Genomic DNA, 9,712 nt, shown 5'->3' with positions numbered 1-9,712 from the left:
TGTCCAAGGCAAAATTTGAGCGGACCAAGCCGCATTTAAACGTAGGCACCATCGGCCACGTAGACCATGGCAAGACCACCCTGACGGCGGCCTTGACCAAAGTCATGGCAGGGCTGCACGGCGGTGAATACAAAGCCTACGACCAGATCGACGCCGCCCCCGAAGAGCGCGCGCGCGGCATCACCATCGCCACCGCCCACGTCGAATACCAAAGCGCCAAGCGCCACTACGCCCACGTCGACTGCCCCGGCCACGCCGATTATGTCAAAAACATGATCACCGGCGCCGCCCAGATGGACGGCGCCATCCTGGTCGTCAGTGCCGCCGACGGCCCCATGCCCCAGACCCGCGAACACATCCTCTTGGCCCGCCAGGTCGGCGTCCCCTACATCGTCGTGTTCCTCAACAAGGCCGACATGGTGGATGATGCCGAACTCCTCGAACTGGTCGAAATGGAAGTCAGAGAACTCCTCAACCTCTACCAATTCCCCGGCGACGACACCCCCATCATCCGGGGCTCCGCCCTCAAGGCCCTCGAAGGCGACCAAAGCGAGATCGGCGTCCCCGCCGTCATCAAACTGGTTGAAGCCCTCGACGACTACATCCCCCAGCCCGAGCGCCCCATAGACGGCGCCTTCCTCATGCCCGTCGAAGACGTCTTCTCCATCTCCGGCCGAGGCACCGTCGTAACGGGCCGAATCGAGCGCGGCATCGTCAAAGTCGGCGATGAAATCGAAATCGTCGGCATCAAGCCCAACCAAAAGACCACCTGCACCGGCGTCGAAATGTTCCGTAAGCTCCTGGACCAAGGCCAGGCCGGCGACAACGTCGGCGTACTGCTGAGAGGCACCAAGCGCGAAGAAGTCGAGCGCGGCCAGGTCCTCTGCAAACCCGGCAGCATCAAACCGCACACCCAGTTTGAGGCCGAAGTCTACGTCCTGTCCAAAGAAGAAGGCGGCAGACACACCCCCTTCTTCAACGGCTACCGGCCCCAGTTTTACTTTAGAACCACCGACGTCACCGGCGCCTGCGACCTGCCGCCGGGCATCGAAATGATCATGCCCGGCGACAACGTCAAGATGACCGTCTCCCTGATCGCCCCGATCGCGATGGAGGAAGGCTTAAGATTCGCCATTCGTGAAGGCGGCAGGACCGTTGGCGCGGGTGTGGTCTCGAAGATTATTGAATAATAGATACAAGGGAAAAGATACAAGATACAAGTAAACCCCTTGTCTCTTTGTTATTACTTGTATCTTGAAACTTGTATCTTGTATCTGTTTTTAAGGACTTTATATGACCAACCAAAGAATACGGATACGTTTGAAGGCCTTCGATCACCGCCTGATAGATCAGTCGGCGCGCGAGATCGTGGAGACTGCGCGGCGCACCGGTGCTCAGGTGCGGGGTCCTATCCCGCTGCCGACTAAAATAGAGCGGTTTACCGTGCTGACCTCGCCGCATGTGGACAAGGACGCGCGCGACCAGTACGAGATCCGCACCCACAAGCGGCTGATGGACATCGTGGACCCGACCGACAAGACGGTGGACGCCTTGATGAAGCTGGATCTGGCCGCGGGCGTGGATGTACAGATTAAGGTAAGTTAGTAGGTGCGAATTCATTCGCACGCAGCGATGGCCGAATGAATTCGGCCCTACAAGTGGATTACAAAGAGAACGCAACATGGCAATAGGATTAGTAGGCCGCAAAGCCGGAATGACACGCGTCTTTACCGACGAGGGTGTCTCCATCCCGGTCACCGTGATCGAGGTGGAGCCCAACCGCATCAGCCAGGTCAAGACGGTGGACAACGACGGTTATCGCGCCATCCAGATAACCCTGGGTACGCGGCGTGCCTCGCGGGTGACCAAACCCGCCGCCGGGCATTTCGCCAAGGCGGGTGTCGGCGCGGGACGCGGTTTGTGGGAATTCCGCCTGGCCGACGGTGAGGGCGATGATTTCGCCGTGGGCGCCGAGCTCAAGGTAGATATCTTCAAGCCCGGCCAAAAGGTGGATGTGGCGGGGACTACCATGGGTAAAGGTTTCGCCGGAACGATCAAGCGTCATCACTTTACGATGGGTGACGCCACCCACGGTAACTCGCTGTCGCACCGTGCGCCGGGTTCTATCGGTCAGCGTCAAACGCCGGGACGTGTGTTCAAGGGCAAGAAAATGGCCGGACATTTGGGTAACAAACGCCGTACCGTGCAAAGCCTGGAAGTGGTGCGCGTGGACGCCGCGCGCAATCTGTTGCTGATCCGCGGGGCGGTGCCGGGGCCGGAGGGCGGCGACGTCATCGTACACCCGGCGATCAAGGCGGCGGCTGCGGCCTCCTAGGGAATTATTATGGAACTGAATCTGACACCGATGGGCAACAATAAGGCCGGCGTCATGCAGGTGGATGATGCGAGCTTTGCCTGCCCCTACAACGAAAGCCTGGTACACCAAGTGGTGACCTCCTATCTGTCCGCCGCGCGCGCCGGCACCCATGCCCAAAAGACCCGTGCTCAGGTCAGGGGCGGCGGCAAGAAGCCCTGGAAGCAGAAAGGCTCAGGGCGGGCCCGTGCCGGTACGTCGCGGAGTCCGTTGTGGCGCGGCGGCGGCAAGGTGTTCGCGGCGGTGCTGGGCGATTACTCCGGAAAGGTCAATAAAAAGATGTACCGCGCGGCGCTGCGTTCGATCTTTTCGGAACTGGTGCGCCAGGAACGTCTGGTGGTGGTCAAAGAGTTCCCGGTGGATGAGGTCAGCACCAAGGCGTTGGCCGCGAAGCTCAATGGCTTGGGATTGAACGACGTGCTGGTGATTACCGACCAACTCGATGACAAGCTGCGCCTCTCCGCGCGCAACCTGCACCATGTAGAGGTGCGTGAGGTCAGCGCGGTGGATCCGGTGAGCCTGGTGGGATTCGAGAAGGTGCTGGTCACCGTGCCCGCGCTGCAAAAGCTGGAAGAGGTGCTCAAATGAATCAGGAACGCCTGATGACCGTATTGCTCGCGCCCCACATCTCTGAAAAGAGCACCACAGTGGCTGAACGCAACAAGCAGTTTGTATTCCGCGTGCGGCCCGATGCCGACAAGGGCGAGATCAAGGGCGCCGTAGAGCTCATGTTCAATGTTCAGGTCGCCGCCGTGCGGACCGCCAATCTGAAAGGCAAGGTCAAGCGCGCCGGCCGCCGTGGCGGCCGCCGCTCCGACTGGAAAAAGGCGTATGTGAGCCTGAAGCCGGGCTTTGATATTGATTTCACCGGCGGGAAGTAGAGGAGCTACCATTATGGCATTGGTTAAAACAAAACCCACATCGGCCGGACGGCGCTTCGTCGTCAAGGTGGTGACGCCTGGTCTGCACAAGGGCGAGCCGCACGAGCCGCTGCTGGAAAAGCAGATCCGCGGGTCGGGTCGCAACCATCACGGACGGGTGACGGTTCGCCACCAGGGCGGCGGTCACAAGCGCTACTACCGCGTCATTGATTTCAAGAGAGACAAGGACGGCATCCCCGGCCATGTCGAGCGCATCGAGTACGATCCTAACCGCAGCGCCCATATCGCCCTGGTGTTATACGCAGACGGCGAGCGCCGTTATATCATCGCCCCCAAGGGCGTGGCGGCGGGTTCCGAGGTCATGTCCGGCCCGGATGCACCGATCAAGCCGGGCAACTGCCTGCCGATCCGCAACATTCCTATGGGCAGCACCGTGCATTGCATAGAAATGCAGCCGGGCAAGGGCGCGCAATTGGCGCGCAGCGCCGGCGCAGCGGTGCAGCTGGTGGCGCGGGAAGGCGAGCACGCCACACTGCGGCTGCGCTCGGGCGAGATACGCAAGGTCCCGACCGACTGCCGCGCGACCTTGGGCGAGGTGGGGAACTCCGAACACAACCTGCGCTCGCTGGGCAAGGCGGGCGCCAAGCGCTGGCGCGGCATCCGCCCCACCGTGCGCGGTGTCGCCATGAATCCGGTGGACCACCCGCACGGCGGCGGCGAAGGCCGCACCTCGGGCGGGCGTCACCCCGTATCGCCCTGGGGTACGCCCACCAAGGGTTACAAGACACGCGCCAACAAGCGCACCGACAGCATGATAGTACGCCGTCGTCCCAGAGGCGTAAGGTAAGGAAATAATCGTATGCCACGTTCAATCAAAAAAGGCCCCTTTGTGGACGCCCATCTGGTGAAGAAGGTTGAGACAGCCGTCGCCACCCACAGCAAGCGTCCGATCAAGACCTGGTCGCGTCGCTCCATGGTATTGCCTGACATGATCGGGCTTACCATCGCCGTACACAACGGCCGGCAGCACATCCCCGTGTTGATCAGCGACAACATGGTCGGCCACAAGTTGGGCGAGTTCGTCCCCACGCGCACCTTCAAAGGACATGCGGCGGCGGGAGATAAAAAGGTCGCTGCGGCGGCCAAGTAAGGACATCATCATGGAAACGATAGCCAAATTGAAATATGCCCATCTGTCGGCCCAGAAGGCCCGGCTGGTGGCTGATCAGATCCGCGGCCTGCCCGTCGAGCGCGCGCTGCAATTGCTCACTTTCAGCAACAAAAAGGCGGCCGCGTTACTCAAGAAGGTGCTGGAGTCCGCGATTGCCAATGCCGAGCACAACCTGGGCGCCGACGTGGACGAACTCAAGGTCTCCGCGATATGGGTGGACGGCGGCCCCATGCAGAAGCGTATGCACGCGCGCGCCAAGGGCCGCGGTGCGCGCATCCTGAAGCGCACCAGTCACATCACAGTTACCGTTGCCGACAGTGGTACCTGAAGAGCTGGTTAGTAAGATGACATTCCTCCAATGTCTCCTCCCCCTGTTCAGGGGGAGGGATAGGGTGGGGGTAAGTAAAATAGGTTTTTTTACTAAGAAGAAACCAAAGAAGGCGAATTCCGCTTTCGTTGTTTCTTCTTAGTTAACGAGAGAGGTTACGATGGGTCATAAAGTACATCCGACGGGCTTTCGCCTGGGTATCGTCACCGATTGGACGTCCACCTGGTTCGCGAATACCAAAAATTACGCCGACTATCTCAACACCGACCTCAAGGTGCGCGATTTCTTAAAGAAGAAATTGGCGCAGGCCTCGGTGAGCCGGATACAGATCGAGCGCCCGGCGCGCAACGCGCGTATCACCATCCATACCGCCCGGCCCGGTATCGTGATCGGCAAGAAGGGCGAGGACATCGAGTCGCTGCGTAAGCAGATCTCAGTGATGATGGGGGTGCCTGTGCACGTCAGCGTGGAAGAGATACGCAAGCCCGAGCTCGACGCCTATCTGGTTGCGGAGAGCGTGGCCCAACAGTTGGAGCGCCGCATCATGTTCCGGCGTGCCATGAAGCGCGCTGTGACCAACGCCATGCGCATCGGCGGCCTGGGCGTCAAGATCAACGTCTCCGGCCGTCTGAACGGCGGTGAGATTGCGCGTTCCGAGTGGTACCGCGAGGGCCGCGTGCCCTTGCACACCCTGCGCGCCAATATTGATTATGGATTTGCCGAGGCGCGTACCACCTACGGGGTGATCGGCGTCAAGGTATGGATATTTAAGGGCGAGGCCTTCGGACTGGGCGACCAGACCGCCGAGGGCGCACCCGCCGACAAAGCCGCGCCGCATGGCGGTCCCTCCCGGCATCCTGCCTCCCGGGACACAGATGCGTCCCTGCATGGCGCAGTGCAACCTGCGAGCTAACAGTTATGATGCAACCTAAGCGAACCAAGTACCGTAAGCAGATGAAGGGCACCAACCGGGGTCTTGCCACTACCGCCAACAAGGTCAGCTTCGGCGAGTACGGCCTCAAGGCCACTACCCGGGGCCGTGTCACCGCGCGCCAGATCGAAGCTGCGCGCCGCGCCATGACCCGCCATGTAAAGCGCGGCGGCAAGGTGTGGATACGCCTGTTTCCCGACAAGCCTATTTCCCGTAAGCCGCTGGAAGTGCGTATGGGCAACGGCAAGGGTAATGTCGAATATTGGGTGGCCCAGGTGCAGCCCGGCCGCATGCTCTATGAAATGGAAGGCGTCACAGAACAGGTAGCCCGCGAGGCGTTCAAGCTCGCCGCGGCCAAGCTGCCGGTGCTGACCACTTTCGTCACCCGTACCGTGATGTAACGCGCCATGAAGACCAGCGAACTCAAACAAAAGAACGCCGAGGAGCTTAACAAGGAGCTGCTCGAGTTGCGCCGCGAGCAGTTCAATCTGCGCATGCAGAAAGGCACCGGGCAGTTGACCAAGCCGCATCAGCTCAAAGAGGTGCGTCACCAGATTGCGCGCATCAAGACACTATTGACACAAAAGGAAGGCCAGGCCCATGAATGAGCAACCTAAAGTGGAGGCAGGGCGCCGGGAGCGACCGCGGACCCTGACCGGCCGCGTCGTCAGCAATAAGATGAATAAATCCATCACTGTGATGATAGAGCGCACCGTGCAACATGCGGCCTATGGAAAATACATAAAGCGCACCACCAAGCTGCATGCCCACGATGAAAACAATGTATGTGGCGAGGGCGACCTGGTGACTATTGAACCGTGCCGTCCCCTGTCCAAGACCAAGGCGTGGCGGTTGGTGAGTGTTGTCGAAAAAGCGATCTTGGAGTAACGGGCGTCTCTAAAAATGCGTCTTTTGTCTTTATGCGGCGTTGGAATTCTGCTCGAAATGCTCATGTACTCTTTTGTACGCTGCGCTTTCTCGCAGAATTCCGCCTTGCCTAAAGCCAAAATCCACTATTTTTAGAGGTGCCCTACCGGTTTTTTAGTGCTATACTTATCTGCTTTCCTTGCCCGTAACCCAAGTAATAGAGTTGTCCGGAGATAAGCCATGTTACAAATGCAATCCACCCTGGATGTCGCCGACAACAGCGGCGCGCGGCGCCTGATGTGCATCAAGGTGCTGGGCGGATCGCACCGGCGTTACGCCGGCATAGGCGACGTCATCAAGGTTAGCATCAAGGAAGCGATTCCGCGCGGCAAGGTCAAGAAGGGCGAGGTGTACGATGCGGTGGTGGTGCGCACCCGCAAGGGTCTGCGCCGGCCTGACGGTTCTGTGATCCGCTTTGACAGCAACGCCGCCGTGCTGCTCAACAATCAGCAGCAGCCGATCGGCACCCGCATCTTCGGGCCGGTTACCCGCGAGCTGCGCACCGAAAAATTTATGAAGATTGTTTCACTCGCACCGGAAGTACTGTAGCTGAGAGATCTAGCGATGCGTAAGATTAGAAAAAACGATGATGTGATCGTGATTGCCGGCAAGGACAAAGGCAAGCGCGGCAACGTGTTGCGCGTGCTGGACAATGATCGAGTGATGGTCGAGAACATCAATATAGCGAAGCGCCACACCAAGGCCAACCCCAACAAGGGCGTGGGTGGCGGGATTGTGGAAAAAGAGATGCCGTTGCACATATCCAACGTCGCGCTATACAACCCCGCCGCCAAGAAGGGCGACCGGGTCGGGATACGCATGCTGGAAGACGGGCGCAAGGTGCGTTTTTTCAAGTCCAACAACGAAGTGATTGATAGATAGGCGCTGCTGTGGCAAGACTGCAAGATTATTACCGCAAAACGGTGGTCAAGGATCTGATGGCCAAGTTTGGCTATGAGAATGTGATGCAGGTGCCGCGCATCACCAAGATCACGCTCAATATGGGCGTCGGTGAGGCGGTCGCGGACAAAAAGATCATCGAGCATGCGGTGGCGGACATGACCAAAATCGCCGCCCAGAAGCCGATCGTGTGTCTGTCGCGCCAGTCCATCGCGGGCTTCAAGATCCGCGACGGCTGGCCGATAGGCTGCAAGGTCACCCTGCGCCGCCGGCGCATGTATGAGTTTTTGGACCGGTTGGTGAGCGTCGCCATCCCGCGCATTCGTGACTTCCGTGGTCTCAGCGCCAAATCGTTCGACGGGCGAGGCAATTACAGCATGGGCGTACGCGAGCAGATCATATTCCCGGAGATTGAGTACGATAAGATTGATGCGCTGCGTGGCATGGACATTACCATCACCACCACCGCGAAAACCGATGAAGAAGGGCGCGCGCTGTTGGCGGCCTTCAGTTTCCCGTTTAGGGCTTAAGGGCACACAACATGGCAAAAACTTCTATGGTTAACCGTGAACTGAAGCGCGCGCTCACGGTTAAAAAATACGCGGCCAAGCGTGCGGAGTTAAAGCAGCAGATGATGGACCAAGGCGCCTCCGAGCAGATGCGCCAGGATGCGCGCCGCAAGTTCGAGGCGCTGCCGCGAGATGCCAGTCCCGCGCGCGGACGCAATCGCTGCCGCATCACCGGCCGCTCACGCGGTTTCTACCGCAAGTTCGGTCTTGGACGCAGCAAGCTGCGCGAGGCAGCCATGCGCGGCGACATCCCGGGTTTAGTTAAGGCGAGTTGGTAATGAGGCACGTTAAATGAGCATGACCGATCCCATTGCCGACATGTTGACCCGCATCCGTAACGGCCAGGCCGCGGAAAAGGTCGAGGTGAGTATGCCCTCGTCCAAGGTCAAGGTGGCGCTCGCCAAGGTGCTGGCCGAGGAAGGCTACATCGCCCAATACGCCGTGCAGGAACTGCCCGGCAACAAGAAGCTGCTGGTGATCGGCCTCAAATATTACGCCGGTAAACCGGTGATCGAACACATACAGCGGGTGAGCCGTCCCGGCCTGCGCACCTACAAGGGCAAGGCTAAATTGCCCAAGGTGATCGGCGGCCTCGGCATCGCTATCGTTTCCACTTCGCACGGCGTTATGACCGACCGTGCGGCTCGCGCGGCCGGTTGCGGCGGCGAGATTCTTTGTTACGTTTCATAGGATTCAGCATGTCCAGGGTTGCTAAAAGTCCAGTTGAGATTCCTTCCGGCGTCGAAGTCATCATCAGCGCTCAGGCCGTTGCGGTGAAGGGCGCCAAGGGTTCGCTGAAGATGGACGTGCACGAGCGGGTCGAGATCAAGCGTGAGGATAAGATCCTCAAGTTCGCCCCGCGGGATGAGTCTATCGAGGCCAATGCGATGGCGGGAACCACCCGTGCGCTGGTGAACAACCTGATTGTGGGCGCTGTGAACGGATTTAGTAAGAAGCTGGACCTGGTTGGAGTCGGGTACCGTGCCCAAATGCAGGGTAAGGTGCTTAACCTCACGCTCGGCCACTCACACCCGATCAGTTTTACGCTACCGGATGGCATTGCCATCGAGACACCCAGTCAGACGGAAATCGTGGTCAAGGGTATAGACAAGCAGCTGGTCGGCGAAGTGGCGGCGAAGATACGCGCCTATCGCAAGGTCGAACCCTATAAGGGCAAGGGCGTTAAGTATTCGGACGAAATTGTTGTGCGCAAGGAAGTCAAAAAGAAATAACGCGCGGCTATAGGTAGAGAGAATTATGAACATGGACAAAAAAGAGAACCGTTTGCGCCGTGCCCGGCGCGCCCGCGCCAAGATCCGGGAACTCGGTGCGATGCGCCTGTGCGTAAACCGCACGCCGCAGCACATCTACGCCCAGATCATTGATCCGAGCGGCGCCCAGGTTAAGGTGTGCGCCTCTACGCTGGAGGCCGCCGTCAAGGGCGGGCTCAAGAATACCGGCAACGTGGCCGCCGCCGCCGCGGTCGGCAAGGCGATAGCGGAAAAGGCCAAGGCGGCGGGCATCACCCGGGTTGCGTTCGATCGCTCCGGATTTAAGTACCACGGCCGTGTCAAGGCGCTGGCCGATGCGGCGCGTGAAAACGGCCTCGAATTCTGACGAATTCCAAGGAT

At 59.5% G+C, this 9,712-nt stretch carries 19 protein-coding genes; all 19 read left to right on the top strand.

Annotated features, from left to right (window positions below; all coding sequences use genetic code 11):
• A partial coding sequence (gene tuf, locus HY028_08495) for an elongation factor Tu (protein MBI3344876.1) occupies positions 1-1,190 on the top strand: 1,190 nt, incomplete at its 5' end.
• Between the two features lie 103 nt (positions 1,191-1,293).
• Positions 1,294-1,605 (top strand): 30S ribosomal protein S10, encoded by a 312-nt coding sequence (gene rpsJ / locus HY028_08490; protein MBI3344875.1) that lies wholly within the window; start codon positions 1,294-1,296, stop codon positions 1,603-1,605.
• Between the two features lie 76 nt (positions 1,606-1,681).
• The gene (gene rplC, locus HY028_08485) at positions 1,682-2,335 is read left to right on the top strand and encodes a 50S ribosomal protein L3 (protein MBI3344874.1); all 654 of its coding nucleotides are present in this window, start codon (positions 1,682-1,684) and stop codon (positions 2,333-2,335) included.
• 9 nt (positions 2,336-2,344) lie between these two features.
• A complete protein-coding gene (rplD, locus tag HY028_08480) occupies positions 2,345-2,962 on the top strand; it encodes a 50S ribosomal protein L4 (GenBank protein ID MBI3344873.1) in 618 nt (205 codons plus the stop codon).
• Positions 2,959-3,255 (top strand): 50S ribosomal protein L23, encoded by a 297-nt coding sequence (gene rplW, locus HY028_08475; protein ID MBI3344872.1) that lies wholly within the window; start codon positions 2,959-2,961, stop codon positions 3,253-3,255. Before rplD ends, rplW begins: the two co-directional genes overlap by 4 nt.
• Positions 3,256-3,268: 13 nt before the next feature.
• Positions 3,269-4,102: a 50S ribosomal protein L2 gene (gene rplB, locus HY028_08470; GenBank protein MBI3344871.1), complete on the top strand. Its 834-nt coding sequence runs from the start codon at positions 3,269-3,271 to the stop codon at positions 4,100-4,102.
• A gap of 12 nt (positions 4,103-4,114) precedes the next feature.
• On the top strand, positions 4,115-4,405 hold the full coding sequence (gene rpsS, locus HY028_08465; GenBank protein MBI3344870.1) for a 30S ribosomal protein S19: 291 nt from the start codon (positions 4,115-4,117) through the stop codon (positions 4,403-4,405).
• A 10-nt stretch (positions 4,406-4,415) separates the two neighbouring features.
• A complete protein-coding gene (rplV, locus tag HY028_08460; protein ID MBI3344869.1) occupies positions 4,416-4,754 on the top strand; it encodes a 50S ribosomal protein L22 in 339 nt (112 codons plus the stop codon).
• Between the two features lie 160 nt (positions 4,755-4,914).
• Entirely contained in the window at positions 4,915-5,667 is a 753-nt protein-coding gene (rpsC, locus tag HY028_08455; GenBank protein ID MBI3344868.1) for a 30S ribosomal protein S3, read from the top strand.
• Positions 5,668-5,672: 5 nt separating this feature from the next.
• The gene (gene rplP, locus HY028_08450) at positions 5,673-6,086 is read left to right on the top strand and encodes a 50S ribosomal protein L16 (protein ID MBI3344867.1); all 414 of its coding nucleotides are present in this window, start codon (positions 5,673-5,675) and stop codon (positions 6,084-6,086) included.
• 6 nt (positions 6,087-6,092) lie between these two features.
• Positions 6,093-6,293, top strand: coding sequence for a 50S ribosomal protein L29 (rpmC, locus tag HY028_08445; GenBank protein ID MBI3344866.1), 201 nt, complete (start codon positions 6,093-6,095; stop codon positions 6,291-6,293).
• Positions 6,286-6,573, top strand: coding sequence for a 30S ribosomal protein S17 (gene rpsQ, locus HY028_08440; GenBank protein ID MBI3344865.1), 288 nt, complete (start codon positions 6,286-6,288; stop codon positions 6,571-6,573). Before rpmC ends, rpsQ begins: the two co-directional genes overlap by 8 nt.
• Before the next feature lie 219 nt (positions 6,574-6,792).
• Entirely contained in the window at positions 6,793-7,161 is a 369-nt protein-coding gene (gene rplN / locus HY028_08435; protein MBI3344864.1) for a 50S ribosomal protein L14, read from the top strand.
• 15 nt (positions 7,162-7,176) lie between these two features.
• Entirely contained in the window at positions 7,177-7,494 is a 318-nt protein-coding gene (gene rplX, locus HY028_08430) for a 50S ribosomal protein L24 (protein MBI3344863.1), read from the top strand.
• Positions 7,495-7,502: 8 nt separating this feature from the next.
• Positions 7,503-8,042: a 50S ribosomal protein L5 gene (gene rplE, locus HY028_08425; GenBank protein MBI3344862.1), complete on the top strand. Its 540-nt coding sequence runs from the start codon at positions 7,503-7,505 to the stop codon at positions 8,040-8,042.
• An 11-nt stretch (positions 8,043-8,053) separates the two neighbouring features.
• Positions 8,054-8,359, top strand: a complete 306-nt coding sequence (gene rpsN, locus HY028_08420; protein MBI3344861.1) for a 30S ribosomal protein S14 — start codon at positions 8,054-8,056, stop codon at positions 8,357-8,359.
• A gap of 13 nt (positions 8,360-8,372) precedes the next feature.
• Positions 8,373-8,771, top strand: a complete 399-nt coding sequence (rpsH, locus tag HY028_08415; GenBank protein MBI3344860.1) for a 30S ribosomal protein S8 — start codon at positions 8,373-8,375, stop codon at positions 8,769-8,771.
• 8 nt (positions 8,772-8,779) lie between these two features.
• A complete protein-coding gene (gene rplF, locus HY028_08410; GenBank protein MBI3344859.1) occupies positions 8,780-9,313 on the top strand; it encodes a 50S ribosomal protein L6 in 534 nt (177 codons plus the stop codon).
• Between the two features lie 31 nt (positions 9,314-9,344).
• Positions 9,345-9,698, top strand: a complete 354-nt coding sequence (gene rplR / locus HY028_08405; protein MBI3344858.1) for a 50S ribosomal protein L18 — start codon at positions 9,345-9,347, stop codon at positions 9,696-9,698.
• Positions 9,699-9,712 lie beyond the last annotated feature (14 nt).

It is taken from the genome of Gammaproteobacteria bacterium (assembly GCA_016195665.1).
GTDB lineage: Bacteria > Pseudomonadota > Gammaproteobacteria > SURF-13 > SURF-13 > JACPZD01.
Note: the sequence above shows the minus strand (reverse complement) of the source record. Positions and strands in the feature narration are given on the sequence as shown.

What these genes read in the sequence shown, in the direction of transcription:
- rpsJ (MBI3344875.1), top strand. Translation starts at nt 1,294, where the DNA reads ATGACCAACCAAAGAATACGGATACGTTTGAAGGCCTTCGATCACCGC.
- rplC (MBI3344874.1), top strand. Translation starts at nt 1,682, where the DNA reads ATGGCAATAGGATTAGTAGGCCGCAAAGCCGGAATGACACGCGTCTTT.
- rplD (MBI3344873.1), top strand. Translation starts at nt 2,345, where the DNA reads ATGGAACTGAATCTGACACCGATGGGCAACAATAAGGCCGGCGTCATG.
- rplW (MBI3344872.1), top strand. Translation starts at nt 2,959, where the DNA reads ATGAATCAGGAACGCCTGATGACCGTATTGCTCGCGCCCCACATCTCT.
- rplB (MBI3344871.1), top strand. Translation starts at nt 3,269, where the DNA reads ATGGCATTGGTTAAAACAAAACCCACATCGGCCGGACGGCGCTTCGTC.
- rpsS (MBI3344870.1), top strand. Translation starts at nt 4,115, where the DNA reads ATGCCACGTTCAATCAAAAAAGGCCCCTTTGTGGACGCCCATCTGGTG.
- rplV (MBI3344869.1), top strand. Translation starts at nt 4,416, where the DNA reads ATGGAAACGATAGCCAAATTGAAATATGCCCATCTGTCGGCCCAGAAG.
- rpsC (MBI3344868.1), top strand. Translation starts at nt 4,915, where the DNA reads ATGGGTCATAAAGTACATCCGACGGGCTTTCGCCTGGGTATCGTCACC.
- rplP (MBI3344867.1), top strand. Translation starts at nt 5,673, where the DNA reads ATGATGCAACCTAAGCGAACCAAGTACCGTAAGCAGATGAAGGGCACC.
- rpmC (MBI3344866.1), top strand. Translation starts at nt 6,093, where the DNA reads ATGAAGACCAGCGAACTCAAACAAAAGAACGCCGAGGAGCTTAACAAG.
- rpsQ (MBI3344865.1), top strand. Translation starts at nt 6,286, where the DNA reads ATGAATGAGCAACCTAAAGTGGAGGCAGGGCGCCGGGAGCGACCGCGG.
- rplN (MBI3344864.1), top strand. Translation starts at nt 6,793, where the DNA reads ATGTTACAAATGCAATCCACCCTGGATGTCGCCGACAACAGCGGCGCG.
- rplX (MBI3344863.1), top strand. Translation starts at nt 7,177, where the DNA reads ATGCGTAAGATTAGAAAAAACGATGATGTGATCGTGATTGCCGGCAAG.
- rpsN (MBI3344861.1), top strand. Translation starts at nt 8,054, where the DNA reads ATGGCAAAAACTTCTATGGTTAACCGTGAACTGAAGCGCGCGCTCACG.
- rpsH (MBI3344860.1), top strand. Translation starts at nt 8,373, where the DNA reads ATGAGCATGACCGATCCCATTGCCGACATGTTGACCCGCATCCGTAAC.
- rplF (MBI3344859.1), top strand. Translation starts at nt 8,780, where the DNA reads ATGTCCAGGGTTGCTAAAAGTCCAGTTGAGATTCCTTCCGGCGTCGAA.
- rplR (MBI3344858.1), top strand. Translation starts at nt 9,345, where the DNA reads ATGGACAAAAAAGAGAACCGTTTGCGCCGTGCCCGGCGCGCCCGCGCC.